The sequence below is a fragment of the Methylobacterium sp. 17Sr1-1 genome, assembly GCF_003173775.1.
Lineage (GTDB): Bacteria > Pseudomonadota > Alphaproteobacteria > Rhizobiales > Beijerinckiaceae > Methylobacterium.
Map to the genome: position 1 here is coordinate 2,445,791 of NZ_CP029552.1, position 16,012 is coordinate 2,461,802.

Consider the following 16,012-nt stretch of genomic DNA (forward strand, 5'->3'; position numbering starts at 1 on the left):
ACTCCCGTGCCAACTGCCAAACCCTTGCAGGAACTCAAGAACCCTGCGTCATGCGAGGGTGCGGCCGTCGGGATTCGCGACATCCGCCGTCGGATATTCCGACACCTCGGCGTCGCGCAGGCCGTAGCGTTCGATCTTGGCGTAGAGGAGCTGTCGCTGGATGCCGAGGCTCTTGGCGGCCTGCGCCCGGTTGCCGCCGCTCGCGCGCAGGGCCCGGCGGATCATCGCCTCCTCGAGCCGCGCCACCGCGCCCGGCAGGTCGCCGTCGAGCCAGGCCGGCAGGGCCGCGTCCGAACCCGGCGCCTCCCCCGGGAGACCCGGATCCGACAGGCCTAGATCGCTCGCTCCGATCACCGCGCCGCGGGCCAGCACCGCCGCCCGCTCGATCACGTTGCGCAACTCGCGCACGTTGCCGGGCCAGGGATGCCGCATCAGCGCGGCAGCGGCCTCCGCCCCGAGGCGCTTCGGCCCGGCGCCGCTCGCGCACAGGAAATGCTCGGCGAGCGCCAGGATGTCGGCGAGGCGCTCGCGCAGGGGCGGCAGGGTGATCGGCACGACGTTGAGGCGGTAGAACAGGTCCTGGCGGAAGCCGCCCTCCGCCACGAGGCGCGGCAGGTCGCGGTGGGTCGCCGCCACCACCCGGACGTTCACCGGCGCGGGCCGGCCGCCGACCGGCGTCACCACCCGCTCCTGGAGCGCCCGCAGGATCTTGGCCTGCATCGACGGGGGCATGTCGCCGATCTCGTCGAGGAAGAGCGTGCCGCCCTCGGCCTCCCGGAAGGCGCCGGGCCGGTCCTGGATCGCCCCCGTGAAGGCGCCGCGCAGGTGGCCGAACAGCTCGCTCTCGAGGAGGTCGGCGGGGATCGCCGCGCAGTTCACCGGCACGAAGGGGCGGTTGCGCCGCCGGCCATGGGCGTGGAGGGTACGGGCCGCCACCTCCTTGCCGGTGCCGGTCTCGCCCTGGAGCAGCACCGTCGCGTCGCTGTCGGCGGCGAGCCCCACGGCCTTCTGGACCCGCCGCATCGCCTCGCTGGAGCCGATCAGGGACGAGGGCGCCGCCGGGACCGGGACGTCCGCCGCCGCGGAGGCCGAGAGGGCCAGCATGCCGCCGATGAGCCCGGCGAGCTCGGCCCGGCCGACCGGCTTCGTCAGGTGGTCGTAGGCGCCGAGCCGCATCGCCTCGATGGTGTTCTCGGCGCTGGCGAAGGCCGTCAGCACGGCGACCGGCGGCGGACGCGGCCCGGCGCGCAGGCGCTGGAGCACCGCCATCCCGTCGAGGTCGCCGGGCATGCGCAGGTCGAGGAGCACCGCGGCGATCCCCGGATCGGCCGCCACCCGCGCCAGCGCCTCGGCGCCCGACGCCGCGAGGACCGGGCGGTGACCGAGATCGCTCACCGTCTCGGCCAGCCCCTCGCGCAAGGCTGGGTCGTCGTCGACGATCAGGATGCGGGCGGGGGTGAGGCGGTCCATGGCAGATCGAGCTCGAAGGTCGCGCCGGGACCCGGTGCGTCAGGAGGTGGGGCGGCGAGCCGCGCCTGTCCACCATGCGCGCGGGCGATCTCGCGCACGATCGCGAGGCCGAGCCCGGTCCCGTCCGGGCGGCCGGTGACGAAGGGATCGAACAGGCGGGCCCTGAGGGAATCGGGGACGCCCGGCCCCTGGTCCGTCACGCGGATCCGCAGCCGGTCGCCCTCCCGTCCGGCCCACAGCCGCACCACGCTCCCCGCCGGGCTGTGCTGGACCGCGTTGAGCACGAGGTTGTCGAGGGCGCGGCGGATCTGGCCGGCATCGACGAGCGGGCGCTCAGTCGTCACCTCCGCCACCGCGATCGCCGCCCCTCGCGCCCGGGCGAGATCCTCGTGGAGATGGGCGCAGTCGTGCAAGAGGAGGCCGAGATCGGTGGGGGCCAGGACCGGGCGCCGCGGCTGGGTCAGGCTCAGGAGGTCGCGCAGCAGCCGGTCCAGGCGGGCGACCTGGTCGAGCACGAGGTCGAGGGCGGCGCGGCCCCGCGCCGGATCGGCGCTGGCCAGCGCGTTCTCGGCCTTGAGCCGGATCGCCGCCAGGGGGTTGCGGATCTCGTGGGCGATGCCGGCCGCGAGCTGGCCGAGCGCGGCGAGCCGCTCGGCCTCCGCGGCGCGGTGGCGGGCGGCGGCGAGGCGGGTGCCGGCGGCGTTCAGCGCCTCGACCAGCCGGTCGAGCTCGCGCAGCCCGGTCGGGGCCAGGTGGGGCAGGTCGCCGTCTGGCGGGACACCGTCGGCATCGGCGTCGCGCCCGAGCTGGCTCTCCAGCCGGGCGATGCGCCGGCCGAGCAGCAGCAGGAGCCGCCCGAGAAGCAGGGCCGAGCCGAGGACGGTGGCGGCGAGGAAGCCGAAGCCGGCGACGAGCTGGCCGTAGGCCCGGCCCTGGTCGGTGTAGACCCGCGCCATGGTCCAGGCCGTCGCTCCCTGGATCGGGCCGCGCAGGGGGCAGCCCTGCACCACCAGGGTCTGGGTACGGGAGGCGCGCCGCGTCGCCACCGGCCGCTCGGCGCTGAAGGATTCGGCGTTGACGCGACGGATCGTGTCGATCTCGGCCGCGGGCAGGTCGGTCTTCGGACCGGTGCCCTCGTAGGTCGGGAACGCGTAGGCCGCCGAGCCGGCCGAGGCGGTCCAGATCCCGCCCTCGACCCCCGGATGGCTGGCGAGCGCCGTCACCACCACGTCGGTGAGCTGGCGCTTCAGGGCGTCGTCGACCTCCGTGACGCTGCCGGTCCAGCCGGCACCGAAGAACGCGTACCGGTCGCCGATCTCGCGGCAGGCGCGGGCGACCTGGAGCTCGGCCTGGGCGACCTGCACGGCAGCGGACTGGGTGTAGAACTCGACGAGCAGGTAGGCGGTGGCCGCCGCCGAGGCGAGGAGCAGGATCCAGAGCGCGAGGAGATGGGCACGGAGGGAGCGGAGGCGGGGGGGCATGGGACGGCGGGGCGGGCGGCTCTCGCGGAGATGACCGGAGTGGAGACGACCGGGAGTGGACCTCCCGGGCGCGCCCGCTCTTCTCCCACACGCCTCCGCCCGCGCAAACCGCCGGGAGGACGACGGCCAGGAGGCCGCCGAAGACGGCGATGCCGGCCAGGATGACGAAGATCGTCTCGAGAGCGAACCCGCCGCCGGCCAGGGTGCCGCCCGGCACCGGACCGTCCACGCCGCCGAGGCGGCCGAAGCCGGCGCACCAGGCGACGCCCGCGCTGCGGACGTTGGTGCGGTAGGAGTTCGCCACCAGCCCGTAGATCAGCGTCTGCGGTCCGCTGGTGCCGAGGCCCACGATGGCGACCGTCGCCAGGAGGACACCGATCGGGAAGCCGCCGGTCAGGAGACGGATGGCCGCCGCGCCGATGAGGAAGCAGGCGGCGACCACGGGCTTCGCCCCGACGCGGTCGGCCACCCGCCTGTTGCAGCGGCACCTCGCGGAGGGGACGCCCGTCGCCGAGGATCTCACCTTCCGCTACACGGCCGCCGCCCGGACGATCCGCCACCGCGACCGCGGCATGGCCCTCCTGTCGGCCCTGGGCGTGTTCCTCTCGGTCGTGCCCGCCCGCGCGATCTCGGTCGCGACCGGCAGCCCGTGCTTGCGGAGGAAGGTCCGGCACTCGCCATCACTCGGAAAGCCTTTGCGACTTGGCAATGGGAAGTCCATGACCGCGGTAGCGTAATCCATCGACGTGGCGAAGGCGGTTCGGCGCGCCGCAACCAACCCGGCCCGTCCGATCCGGTTGCCCACCGACGTTGACGCCATCGCATTGGCCGGCCGAGGCCATTGACCGGCATGCCCGCTGATGATGGAGCGGCAGTGCCTGCACCTGCCCGCACTTCCGCAACTGTGGCGATCACTGTTCGAGCCGAGCGTCGGGCTCGGTAGGGCGAGGTTGGCGCTCACCCCGACCCGAACCGCCGGTCCTGACCCCTTCCGGACCTTCCTCCGCGCCTGTTCTGCTGTCCGCTCCGACAGCAAGAGCGGACCTGAAAGCGGCGGCCATGACATCAGCAAGTTGGGGCACATCAGCGACCGGCTGTAAGTCGGTTTAGTCCGTACAAGGGCGTAGTTGCCCCAGGTCACCCAGCAGGCGATGCGGCAAACTCGACCGCAATGCCTTCAAGCCGATGCTCTACCCAGGCCGACATCCGACGGGCAGGGTCATCCCGCGGACCGGCCTCATGACATACCAGGAGGTGGATGCCGGCATCTACGAACTCCGGGCCATCATGGCGGCCACGGGCTCACCGCTCGTCGCCGAGCCGACCCGCGGAGCCTCGCTGGCCCCGGCCTCCATCGTGCCATGAGGCAGAAGGGCGAGCGTGGCGTTACCTCAGGGTGTCCGCCGCCCACATGTCCATCAGGTAACGTCCGTTGAATTTTGGCTCATGTTAATATCTGTGCCGTGCTGTTTTATCTTATGTTGAATTCCATCTCATAGAAAACCATCGGAAGGAACAACGCATAACAATGAGGATTTTTCGATCAGGCCCGCTGCTTGCGGGCCTGTTTCTCTCGATGACGGTGACACCAATGGACAACGAACGTCAGCAATCTGAGCAAGACCGGCAAACCGGGCAGCAGAACCAGCAAGCCTCGGAGCGCGACCGCCAGAGCGGCCAGCGCAACGAGCAATCGGGGCAAGCGAACCAGCAGACAGGACAACGCAACCAGCAATCCGGTCAGGAGAACCGACAAACGGGCCAGAGGAACGAGCAGGCATCCGAGAAGAACCGGCAGGCAGGCTTGGACGAGCGCCAGTAGGGCCGGTGCGGACGATCGACATCGAACCGGCAACCCGGGCGGAGCGGGAGACGGTCTCGCTCCGCCGCGCGACAGGCGAGCCCGCTCATGGAACAGCAGCACGATATCGACAGGCTCCTGCACCCCCACGTCCGTCTCTACGGGCCCGTCGACGAGGCGATGCTGGGCGATTTCCTCAAGCGCCTCGACGAGGTCATGGACGAGGATGGCCCCCTGGTCGTGGAGCTGATGACCTCGGGCGGCGACGCCGACATCGGCCGGCGGATCGCGCAGCAGGTCCGCCTGTGCCGCGAGCACCTGCACAAGGAGATGCATTTCGTCGGCATGACGACGGTCTACTCGGCCGGCATCACCATCATGGCGGCCTTCCCCCGCTGCTGCCGCTATCTCGCCAGGGATACCGCCCTGCTGATCCACGGCCGGCGCACAAGCGGCGACACCTCCGTCGACGGCCCGTTGCCGGCCGCCCTGCAGGTTGCCCGCTCGAAGGTCGCGGAACTGGAGAAGGGCTTGCAGCTGGAGATGCAAGGGTTCGCGGAGTTGGTGAAGGACACGGATGTTTCCGAGGACGAGATCCGCGAGCGCGCCGAAACGAACTGGTACCTGACGGCGGACGAGGCACTGGAACGCAGGCTCGTGGCGAGTCTCCTGTAGTCACGAGCGAGGCAGGCACGCCATGACGAAGCCGATGGAACCCTACCCCGCCTTGGAGCGGATCTTCGCCCGGGCGGCGACCTTCACGGACATCGGCGGCCTGCTGGAGTGGGACGCCGACACGATGATGCCGGCCGGGGCGGCGGACGACCGGTCCGAGCAACTCGCGACGCTGAAGCGGGTCGCGCGCGACCTGCTGGTGACCTCACGCACGCGCGACCTCCTCGACCAGGCCGAGGAAGCCTCCGGCGACCTCGGGGAGTGGCAGAAGGCCAACCTGCGAGAGATGCGCCGCGCCTTCACTGAAGCCTCGGCCGTGCCGGCCGATCTCACGGAAGCGAGCGCGCGGGCCACGTCGAAGGCACAGCAGGCCTGGCAGGAAGCGCGCAAGAACAACGACTTCGCCTCGTTCGCGCCGAAGCTGGCGAAGGTCCTGACCCTGCAGCGCGAGACCGGCGCGGCGAAAGGGGCCGCACTCGGGCTGTCACCCTACGACGCGCTCCTCGACGGCTTCGATCCGGGGCTCACCGAGGCAAAGCTGGAGGCGACCTTCGCGGGGCTTCGGAAGGTGCTCCCCGGCCTGATCCAGGAGGCCTGCGAGCATCAGCGCCGCCGGCCCGCCCCCTCGCCCCTTTCAGGTTCATACCGGGTCGGCGACCAGAAACGGCTCGCGCGTCAGCTCCTCGACGCGGTCGGCTTCGACTTCGACCACGGGCGCCTGGACGTCAGCCCGCATCCGTTCAGCGGCGGCGCCAACCACGACGTGCGCGTCGCGGTGCGCTATGACGAGCGCGATCCGCTCAGCTCCGTGTCCGCCGTCATGCATGAGAGCGGGCACGCGCTCTACGAGCAGGGACGTCCGGAGGAATGGCTGTACCAGCCGGTCGGTGCCCCGCGCGCCATGAGCATCCACGAGAGCCAGGCGCTGCTGATCGAGATGCAGGCTTGCCGAAACCGGGCATTCGCATCCTACCTCGGCCCACGCGCCTCCGAGACCTTCGGCGTCGACGACCCGGCCTGGAAGGAGGCCAACCTCCACCGCCTGATGACCCGGGTCGAGCCGGGGCTGATCCGGGTCGACGCCGACGAGGTCACCTACCCGGCGCACATCCTTCTGCGGTTCGACCTGGAGCGGGCGATGGTCGCCGGGGACCTCGCCGTCGAGGACCTGCCGGGCGCCTTCGACGAGGGCATGCGGCACTGGCTCGGCCTCGACGTGCCCGATGACGCGCGGGGCTGCCTCCAAGACGTCCATTGGGCCGGCGGAAGCTGGGGTTACTTCCCAACCTACACGCTGGGGGCGATGGCGGCGGCCCAGTTGTTTCAGGCGGCCGCGCAGGCGGACTCGGACACCGTCCCGGCCCTCGGGCGGGGTGACTTCACACGGCTGAGGCACTGGCTGCGCGCCAACGTGCATGGCCGGGCGTCCCTCCTGGAGGCCGAGGATCTGATGGTGGCGGCGACCGGGCGTCCGCTGGAGCCGGAGGTCTTCATTGACCATCTGCGCGCACGCTACCTCGGCGAGGCGGCGCATTGAGGCCTGGGGATGCGGCGGCTCCAGGCCGGCTAGCAAGCAGGCTACCGGGGGCCTTGTCCTCGAACAGGCAGCCTACTGCGTGTGGCGCTCGCCTTCGCGCGCAGATGCCCTCCGCCGTGACCGTCATGCCGAGCGCGGGCCAAACCGACGACCGCCCGCACCACGGACGCCGCTCAACGAGGAGTAGCCGGTCTCGAAGTCGTCGAGTGCCAGCCCGACCCTGAGGGCCCACACACATCATCCAGGATCTCGCGGATGCGCGAGCCGTCGTCCATCGGCACGCTCTCGGTTATTTCCAGCTCCAGGCGGCGCGCCGGCAGGCCCGCCGCCGCCAGAGCGCCGCGCACCACTTGCAGCAGGTCTCCCCGACGCACCTGCACCGCCGGAAGGTTGACCGCGACGCGAAGGTTCGGGGGCATGCGCAGCGCGTCGGCCACCGCGGTTCGCAGCACCGGTTCTCCGAGCGGCACGATCAGGCCCGTTTCCTCGGCGACCGAGATGAGCTCGCCCGGCGGGACCAGCCCGCGCACGGGGTGGCGCCACCGCACGAGCGCCTCCGCGCCGACCGGCAGCCCGGCCAACGCCGATACGATGGGCCAGTAATGAACCTCGAACTCGCCGCGGGCGAGCGCCTGTCGCAGGTCAAGTTGCAATCTACGCCGCGCCTCCGCCGCCGCGTCCATTGCGGGCTCGAAGCGGCGGTGCACGTTCCGGCTCTCGTCCTTTGCGCGGTAGAGCGCACCAGAAGCGTGCGCCGCCCGGTAACGGGAAGGCCGGCGGAGATGGCCTCCTCGCTTTTATCGCAGGTTAGGAACAGCTCGGGTTGGAGCTGATACGGATGCGTCACGGCGCGGATCCGGCACCATGAACCCACTCACTAGAAAGTTGGAGCGCTTTGCCTGTCTGTCCGACGATGATAAATCCATCCTCCAGCACGCAGCTTCCTCTCGGCTGCGCAACGTCGAGCCGCGCTGCGACATCATCGCGGAGGGAGAGACCCCGCGCCACGTCAACCTCATCCTCTCGGGATGGGCCTGTCGCTACAAGCAGTTCGAGGACGGTCGCCGCCAAATTGTGTCGTTCCTCCTGCCGGGCGACCTGTGCGACCTCAACGTCTTTCTTCTCCGCGACATGGATCATTCCATCGGCGCCCTTTCGCCCGTAACACTGGCACAGATTTCGCCCGAACAGCTGCGGCAGATGCTCGACGGCAACCTGCGCCTCACCCAGGCTCTCTGGTGGGAGACCTTGGTCACGGCGGCCAATTACCGCGAGCGGATCGTCACTGTCGGCCGGCGCACGGCCCTCGAGCGTGTCGCTCACCTCGTGTGCGAACTCTTCCACCGCCTGAGCGTCGTCGGCCTGGTTGGCGATCGCGGCTACGAGATGCCGATCACTCAGACCGAGATGGCCGATGCCCTGGGGATCTCCTCGGTCCACGTCAATCGCACCCTCAAGGAGCTGCGCACCGCGGAGCTGATGACCTGGAAAGGTGGGCGCATCACCATTCTGAACCTCCCTGCGCTCGAAGACGTCGGGTTGTTCAACCCGAACTACCTCCATCTCGATCAGGGGGGCCGGTAGCTCGATGCGCACGCGCAACCCGTTGGAACGTTACCTATGTGGCCGGTCGTTCACCTGGGTCGCTGATTGCCTTGATCGAGGGAGCACCGCGTGAGTGTTGAGCATCGACGAGGCCAACCCTGGCCCCAGGACGGCGGCCAAGCCGGAGCCCTGATCCGTGCCCGTGACTGGTCGACCACGCCGCTCGGCGTTCCCACCTCATGGCCGAGAGGCCTTCGGAGTGCCGTCGACCTGATCCTGCGCGCGTCGGTCCCGATGGTCCTTGGCTGGGAGCCTCCTGGCTTCCTGGTGGGCAACGACGCGGCCTCAGCCCTGACCGGGGTGGACCCTTCCGATTTGATCGGTTCCAGGCTGGCGGAGGTCTGGCCCGAGCTCGTCGAACACGCGGCCGATCCGCTCGGGGCCGCTTTGGCAGGCCGGGCCACCGAGTTGTCCGGCGTCACGCTCTGGCCGGCACGAACCCGGCTCGACCTCGCCTGCTCCCCCCTCGTCGACGAGGGCGACGGTCCCGCAGGTATGCTCATCATCCTGCGTGAAGCCAGCCCGGCTACCTCGCAGATGTCCGACCGAGATCAGGCAGGGGTTTCCGAGCTGAGACGCCAGATCCGCAACACCCTCGGAGTGACTCGAGCGGTGGTGAGACGCAGCATCCAGACGAGCGACACGCTGGAGGACCTCGCTCTCCACCTCGACGGGCGCCTCGACGCGATCGCCCGCGTGCAGTCCATCTTCAGCAGTGCTTCGGCGGCCGATGCAGACCTGTCGCTGGTGGTGGCGGAGGAACTGCTCGCCCTCCAGATCCGAGAGGATGAGCGAGTGACGCTCACGGGGCCCGACATCCGCCTGCCGCAGCGGCTGGGGGAGCGGCTGGGCCTGGCCATCCATGAGCTGGCCACCAACGCCATCAAGTACGGCGCGCTCGCCATGCCGTCCGGGCGGATCGCAATCAGCTGGCGGGTGGACGAGGCGATTGCGCGGCGGCTCGTCCTCACCTGGAAGGAGAGTGGCGGCCTGACCCAGGTGGGAGCGCCGCGGCGTTCCGGCTTCGGCTCCGAGCTGCTCCTGAAGACACTGCCCTACGAGATAAAGGCGGAGGTGAGCTGGGACGTCGAGCCCACCGGCCTGCGTTGCGTGATTGCCCTGCCGCTCGGCGCCGCTCAGGCGAGGAGCGCCTCGGCGACCTGAGCCGCGACGAGCGGCTTGCCGAAGAACTGCGCCCGCGCGTAGCGCTTCGGGATCGTTTCCTGATCGTAGCCGGTGGCGAACACGAACGGCACCCCCCGCGCTTCCAGCGCGTCGGCAACGGTGTAGGCCATCTCACCTTGCAAGTTGATGTCGAGCACGGCTCCATCGAGGCGGGCCGTCGCGGTGATCAGGTCGAGAGCCTCCTCCACGCTCGGCACCGGGCCGACCACCTCAGCGCCGCGGCTCTCGAACACCTCGGCCATTTCCTGCGCCAAGAAGTACTCGTCCTCGACCAGCAGTACGCGGTAGCCGGCGGAGGGGTCCGTCGAGGTCATGATGAGGTCCTTTCCCGTCGGGGTGCTCGGGTGAGCGGCAGGTCAAGGGAGCAGCGCACCCCATCCTCGCCCAGCTCGTAATGCGTCCGGGCCTTGAGGGCGTAGGGCAGCGCCCGCTCGATCAGCTCCCGGCCATAGCCGCGTCGGGACGTCTCTGCCTTAACCTGAATTGGCGCGCGCCCGTGCTCGACCCATTCCACGACCAAGCGCTGCCCCTCGCCGTCCGACTGCTGCGTCGACCAGGTTACCTCCAGTCGGCCCTGCTCGGCCGCGAGAGCGCCGTACTTGCGGGCGTTGGTGGCCAATTCGTGCAGCGCCAGCGCGAGGGTCTGCACGATCGAGCTCCGCAGCCGTACCTCCGGCCCATCGAACCGGATACGCTCCCCCATGGCGCTCCCGCCCAACGCATCGAGCGTGGTCCGAACCAGCTCGCCGATCGTGATGCGCGGTTGGCCCGAGCGGGAGAGCATGGCATTGACCCGGGCGAGTGCGTTCAAGCGCTCGCCGAACTGCTCGTTGAAGGAAGATAGCGAGCCGCTCCTCTTCATGGTCTCCTGGAACAGGGCTCTTACCACGCCGAGCAGATTGCGGGTGCGATGCTGCAGCTCGGCGACAAGCACGTCCTGACGTTCCTGCAACTCTTTCAGCTGCTGAACGTCTGTTGTTGTGCCGAGCCACTCGACGATGTGATCGCTTCCGTCGCGGACCGGCACAGAGCGAGTGTGGTGCCAAAGATAAGCGCCGTCCGAAGCTCTGCGAATTCGATACTCAACACCAATCAAGTCTGTGAGGACCGCCTGCCTCCAGGCAGCTGTGGCGATCTCACGGTCGTCAACATGGACAGCCTCGAGCCAGCCAAACCCGAGGCTCGCCTCAAGGCTCTGCCCCGTGAATGCCTGCCATTGCGGACTCGACCAGGTCCAGCGGCCCCCATCCGCTGATCGCCAGACGAGCTGCGGCATTCCTTCGGTAAGTGTGCGCAGCCGCTTTTCACTCTCCGCCAGCGCCTCCTGCATCCGCCGCGGCTCGGTGACGTCCTGACCGATCTTGATGAACTCGCGGGTCTGGCCGTCCACATCGATCAGAGGCTGCGTGGAGCCGTTGATGAAGATGCGTGTCCCGTCCTTTCGCAGATGTTCCCGGACGTTCGGCGCCAGCCCCTCGCGGATTGCTGTTTCCCGCTCCTTCTGAGGCTGCCCGTTGGCGACGTCTTCCGGCACGAAGGTCAACTCGACCGAGCGGCCCAGGATCTCGGCTTCCGACCAACCGTAAACAGCGGCGGCGCCGGCCGGCCATGAGGTAATGATGCCATCTCGGTCGGTGGTGAAAATCGCGTAGTCGCGCACACTCTTCACCAGGAGCCGGAACCGTGCCTCGCTCTCGCGCAGAGCCCGCTCGTGCCGCTTGCGATCTGTGATGTCGAAGACGAGAGCGTGGAAGCCGTCGACCTCGCCAGCCTCATTCCGATGCGGGACGTAGTTTTCCTCCGTCCAGCCCCAGAGCGTCGGATCCGCGGCTCGCCAGCCCTCGTCCTCAAAGCGGACCTGCTCACCCGCCAGCGCCCTCTCCATCCACGGCTTCAAGTTGGCGAAGATCCGTTCACCAGCGACCTCAGCGACGGTGCGACCGAGGATCTCCTCCTTTGGCTTCTTGAAGAAACGTGCGAACTCCTCGTTGACAACGCGGTATCTAAACTCGCGATCGTAGAAGCCGATCATCGCCGGCACGTTGTCGGTGATGACCCTCAGTTCCTCTTCACGCCGACGCAGCGCCTCTTCCACCGCTTTTCGCTCGCTGATGTCGAGGTTTATGCCGGACCAGCGGCGGATCGATCCGTCGCCAGCCTTGAGGGGGACGGATCGCACGTTGGTCCAGCGCCAGCCGCCGCCCGCATGCCTCAGGCGGAACTCGGCATCGACAGTCCGAGCTGCGGCGACGGCCGTATGCCACTGCCGCTCGGCGAAGGCACGGTCGTCGGGATGGATCGCATCCAGCCAGCCATAGCCCAGCCACTCGTCCAGAGTTTGGCCCGTATAGGCGCGCCAGCTCGGGCTGTCGGCAACGACCAACCCGTCTGCATCCGTCTCCCACACGGCTTGCGCCATGCCCTGCACCAGCCCGCGGAAGCGCTCCTCGCTCTCGTCGATCCGCGCCTGCGCGACCTGCGCCTGGAGCCGAAGCAGTTCCTCCTGCGCCGCCTTCCATTCGGTGATGTCCTTCGTCGTCGTCGCCACTCCGTCCCCGAGCTTCACGACCGACTGGTAGAACCAGCCGTTGAACTGCTCGTGCGCATAATGCCGCTCGGCCTGTTCCGGCACGCCGGTCTCAGTCACACGCTTGAAGGCGTCGAAGATGCCCTCCACAACGACGCCTGGATTGCGCTGGAGTAGGCTTTCACCATGAACCTTGCCGTAATGGCTTTCTGAGGTGTGATTGTTAAGCACCCAGCGAAAATCGACGATCTTTCCCTCTTTGTCGCGGACCGCCGCAAACACCTGGATCATGTCTGTCGACGCGTCCATCGTCGCCTGAAGCAGGTCACGGTTCGCATGAAGTTCGGTCGTTCGCTCGCGAACCTGCTGCTCCAGGTCGATCCGGTGCCGTTCCTCGACTTGGCGCAGCCTCTGTTGTGCTTCGTTTCGCGCGGTGACGTCGTTGCCCGCCCCGAACCACTCCACGATCTCGCCATCGGCCCCGAGAATCGGGACAGCCCGCGAGAGGACCCAGCCGACCCCGCCATCGGCAAGGCGAACGCGATGCTCCAGCTCAAAGAGCGACTTAGTCCGGATCGCCTCTTTGATGGCCGCGAAGATCACGGGCCTGTCCTCGGGCAGGAGATAGACGTCGGCCCAGTCCTCGGCGGGCTCTACCGTATCGGCCAGCAAGCTCTGGCCGGACAGCTCGTACATCTGCCGCCAGTCCGGGCTCATACGGTACATCAGGTAAGTGCCAGCCATGACGAGGCTACGGAATCGTGCCTCGCTTTCGCGCAGTCTCTGTTCCGCGCTTCGCTGCACAGTGATGTCGAAGCTGACACCGTTGATGATCCAGGGGCGGTCGCGATCGGCGCGCCCGCGCCACTGAACCCACCGGCCTGCCGTGGGACCGTGGATTACTTCCACCTGATCCTGAAGCACTTCCCCCTGCACCGGCTCCCGTGCCATTACGGCATCGAGCGCGGCAGCACCCTCCTGGCTCATCCGTTCCGTGTAAACCGAGACAGGGTGCGGCCGATCACCGAATGAGACCCCCCAGAGCCGCTGGAACGGTTCGTCCGCCCGAACCGAGCGACTTCGCGTATCCCACTGCCAAGCCCCCATCCCGCCGCTCTCGAGCGCGATGCGGCGCAACTCCTCACTCTCTTGCAGCGCCGCCTCGGCCCGCGCACGCTCGATCTCGCCCCAGGCGCGCTGAGCAAGCACTTTCACGAAGGCGATCTCCTCCGCCCGCCAGCGGCGAGGCGCTCTGCACTGGCTCGTGTTCAGAACTGCCACGAGCTTTCCGGCCACGACGACCGGCACAGCAATGCCCGCGAGGAGACCACGTTCGGTCATGGCCGCCTTGACCGGATCGGGAATGAGGGGATTAACCGCAACGTCATCGTACACGACCGGGCGCCCGGCGAGGTGCTCTCGGGCGAATGGCTCCCGTTCGTCGAAGGGCCATCGTGAGGGTTCAACCGGGGTGCCGTTCGCGAGAAACGCCCAATCCGCCACGTATTCTCGTCTTTCCCAATCGAGCACGGCCCAGAGCGTGCGGTCGGTGCCGAGCTGTTCGGTGAGGATGCGGCAGGTCTCTCTTGCGACGAGCGCGGGGTCGGCTAGGCCGCGCACCGCGTCGGAAAACCGGACCAAGAACGCATTGCGCTCCTCACTCTCGCGCAGCGCCGCCTCGGCCCGCGCACGCTCGGCTGCTGCCCACGTGCGCTCGGTGACCTCTTCGATCAAGACGATCTCACCATGCGTCCAGGGCCGCGGCCGCGAGCTTACAGCCCCCAATGCCCAGATCGGGTTGCCTGCTCCACTGCGCAACGGCCGAGAAAGGAACGCCCCGAAGCTCATCGCCGCGAGCGCCTGTTTGTCGGCATTGGTCAGTTCAGGATCGTTCGCCGTGTCGTTGAAGACCAGCGTTCGGTCAAAACTTTGTCTGCCCGCCTCCGGAAAGTCGGAGAAACGGAGCCGCGCAGGCATTGGATTAAGATTAGGGCGCCGGAACTCATGGGTGACGTCGACCCGATTCTCGTCCGGGTACATCGCGGTCGCATAGCAGCGGTCGAGCACCAGCTCTTCTGCCAGCATGTGTACGGCACGGTCCACGATCGTATCCGCGTCCAGTTCGGCGCGCAGCGTATCGGTGAGCCGCAGAAGGAATGCCTGCCGCGCTTGACCCTCCCGCAAGGCCGTCTCAGCGTGGTGCCTGTCGGTCGCATCGATCAGCGTCTGAAGCGCACCCGCGACCTCACCGGTCTCATCGCGAAGTGGCGACCAGTCGGTATCGAAGACGCGCTCCTCCAGCTGCCCGTCGGGCCTGCGCAGAGCGACCGCAAACCTTGTGAGCCGCGTTGCACGTCCGGCACGCGCGCTATGGATGAGCGGCGCGATCACGGTCTCGTAGGCGTCGGGCCAGCCTTCCGCCACAGGGCGACCGAGGAGCGCGGGGTGCCGGCTCCTGGCGATGCTGACATAGGCGTCGTTGTAGATCTGGATGTTCTGCGGACCCCACAGGATCGTCGCGGGGCCTGGCATTGCCAGCACTATGTCGACCGCTGTTCGCAAAGAGGACGCCCAACCCTCTGTCGGTCCGAGCGGGGTTGCAGCCCAATCGTGCATGCGGATGCGTCGGGCCATCTCGCCGCTGCCGTGAGGCCACTCTGACACGACACCTCCGCCCTTGGCTCATGGGGGGCAAACCATGTCCGCTCGAGGGCAGAGCCGCAACAGTGGCTTTCCGCTCCCTCCTGACGGTCATCGGCTGCTGCTCAGACGTCGGCTTAGGAATTAGAGCGGCGGTTCGGCGCCTGCCCACTCGAAGCCCGGAGATGGCGCATTGCTGACGCCTGATCCCCGCACACGGGTCAACAGCTTAGGTTCAGTTGCCGAGCTGCACCGCCAAGCTGATGAAGGTTACACATCAACCGGCGTTCGGCGACAGACGATCCTGTTCAGCAGGATCCTGAAACCAGAGTTCAGCGGCGAGGTCTCGAGCTGAATTATAGGCTGAACGGACCGCACTCGGCGTCATAGGCCTAGGAGCCGGGCCCTTCCCGGTGACAACCTCATCTCTGAAGCCTGCGGCTATGCGGCGGCGAGCCCGAAGACTCGGCTCGGCGAGATACCGGCCCGCCATGGAAAAGGCCTCAGCCTTCGTACATCCGGCGTCGACGAGGTCATCAACGACGTTCATGACGAGCAGCGCGCGGGGAACGTCCCTCGGCCGGTTGGGTGGGCAAACTGCCGCGCGCGTGAGCCCAGCAGCGCCAGGACCATCAAACCCGACTGCTCGTTTCTCTCGACGCTTCGGGCGATCGCGAGAGGATCGGACCCGAGGCGTTCTGCCTCATCCTTCAGGAATGCCTGAGCATCGCGGCCGGCAGCACGTTTCGGCCGGAGGGCCAACGCGCGGTGATCGTTGGCCGGGGGCGTGTCATCGAGCGACCCACTTCGCAACGATTTCGGCAACGAAAACTGCACACCGTGGCAAAGCGCCAGCTAACTCGTTGAGATTGCTGGCGCGCCCTACGGGATTCGGGGCACGTCACCACAGAACATTGATTTATCAGGCGTTTTTCCTGTTACGCGTAGCAGCAGTGTAGCACCCTTATGTGGCGACGGTGTAGCACGATCTCGGGATGCAGCACGCTGTCGTGGACGCCTAATTGTTGCCGTCGGACGACGAACCCCGCCACATGCTCCTCAGGGCCATACGCGGGCTTCGCTCGCAAAGC

At 68.1% G+C, this 16,012-nt stretch carries 12 protein-coding genes and 1 pseudogene; 7 read left to right on the plus strand and 6 right to left on the minus strand.

The annotated features are described in order from the left end of the window. Nucleotides 1–48: 48 nt before the first annotated feature. The 3 genes and pseudogenes from DK412_RS11080 to DK412_RS11090 form a co-directional block, all read right to left on the minus strand. Nucleotides 49–1,470: a sigma-54 dependent transcriptional regulator gene (locus DK412_RS11080; protein WP_109971999.1), complete on the minus strand. Its 1,422-nt coding sequence runs from the start codon at nucleotides 1,468–1,470 to the stop codon at nucleotides 49–51. After that, entirely contained in the window at nucleotides 1,440–2,951 is a 1,512-nt protein-coding gene (locus tag DK412_RS11085) for a HAMP domain-containing sensor histidine kinase (RefSeq protein WP_109972000.1), read from the minus strand. The genes DK412_RS11080 and DK412_RS11085 overlap by 31 nt, the downstream gene beginning before the upstream one ends. A gap of 175 nt (nucleotides 2,952–3,126) precedes the next feature. Continuing rightward, a pseudogene (locus tag DK412_RS11090) lies at nucleotides 3,127–3,474 on the minus strand (hypothetical protein); the annotation flags it as partial. Between DK412_RS11090 and DK412_RS30925 the strand changes: the two are divergent. The 5 genes from DK412_RS30925 to DK412_RS11110 all read left to right on the plus strand — a co-directional run bounded on the left by DK412_RS30925 (nucleotide 3,356) and on the right by DK412_RS11110 (nucleotide 6,964). After that, on the plus strand, nucleotides 3,356–3,688 hold the full coding sequence (locus tag DK412_RS30925) for a hypothetical protein (protein ID WP_245447576.1): 333 nt from the start codon (nucleotides 3,356–3,358) through the stop codon (nucleotides 3,686–3,688). The pseudogene DK412_RS11090 and the gene DK412_RS30925 sit on opposite strands and share 119 nt — an antisense overlap. A 502-nt stretch (nucleotides 3,689–4,190) precedes the next feature. After that, nucleotides 4,191–4,316, plus strand: a complete 126-nt coding sequence (locus tag DK412_RS31370) for a hypothetical protein (protein ID WP_280953981.1) — start codon at nucleotides 4,191–4,193, stop codon at nucleotides 4,314–4,316. A gap of 163 nt (nucleotides 4,317–4,479) precedes the next feature. Further along, on the plus strand, nucleotides 4,480–4,773 hold the full coding sequence (locus DK412_RS30150) for a hypothetical protein (RefSeq protein WP_204165544.1): 294 nt from the start codon (nucleotides 4,480–4,482) through the stop codon (nucleotides 4,771–4,773). A gap of 87 nt (nucleotides 4,774–4,860) precedes the next feature. Further along, nucleotides 4,861–5,427, plus strand: a complete 567-nt coding sequence (locus DK412_RS11105) for an ATP-dependent Clp protease proteolytic subunit (RefSeq protein WP_109972002.1) — start codon at nucleotides 4,861–4,863, stop codon at nucleotides 5,425–5,427. Between the two features lie 22 nt (nucleotides 5,428–5,449). After that, nucleotides 5,450–6,964: a carboxypeptidase M32 gene (locus tag DK412_RS11110; RefSeq protein ID WP_245447578.1), complete on the plus strand. Its 1,515-nt coding sequence runs from the start codon at nucleotides 5,450–5,452 to the stop codon at nucleotides 6,962–6,964. A gap of 173 nt (nucleotides 6,965–7,137) precedes the next feature. Here DK412_RS11110 and DK412_RS11115 read toward each other — a convergent pair whose 3' ends face one another. Continuing rightward, entirely contained in the window at nucleotides 7,138–7,671 is a 534-nt protein-coding gene (locus DK412_RS11115) for an EAL domain-containing protein (protein ID WP_245447580.1), read from the minus strand. Nucleotides 7,672–7,828: 157 nt separating this feature from the next. Here DK412_RS11115 and DK412_RS11120 point away from each other — a divergent pair, with 157 nt between their 5' ends. Together DK412_RS11120 and DK412_RS11125 are read left to right on the plus strand one after the other, a co-directional pair. Further along, nucleotides 7,829–8,548 carry a Crp/Fnr family transcriptional regulator gene (locus DK412_RS11120; protein ID WP_109972003.1) on the plus strand — a complete coding sequence of 240 codons (720 nt, stop codon included), beginning with the start codon at nucleotides 7,829–7,831 and terminating at the stop codon, nucleotides 8,546–8,548. Nucleotides 8,549–8,638: 90 nt separating this feature from the next. After that, on the plus strand, nucleotides 8,639–9,733 hold the full coding sequence (locus tag DK412_RS11125) for an HWE histidine kinase domain-containing protein (protein ID WP_204165545.1): 1,095 nt from the start codon (nucleotides 8,639–8,641) through the stop codon (nucleotides 9,731–9,733). Here DK412_RS11125 and DK412_RS11130 read toward each other — a convergent pair. Further along, nucleotides 9,706–10,068 (minus strand): response regulator, encoded by a 363-nt coding sequence (locus tag DK412_RS11130; RefSeq protein WP_109972005.1) that lies wholly within the window; start codon nucleotides 10,066–10,068, stop codon nucleotides 9,706–9,708. The genes DK412_RS11125 and DK412_RS11130 overlap by 28 nt on opposite strands. Beyond that, entirely contained in the window at nucleotides 10,065–14,915 is a 4,851-nt protein-coding gene (locus DK412_RS11135; protein WP_109972006.1) for a PAS domain S-box protein, read from the minus strand. Before DK412_RS11135 ends, DK412_RS11130 begins: the two co-directional genes overlap by 4 nt. Between the last annotated feature and the right edge of the window lie 1,097 nt (nucleotides 14,916–16,012).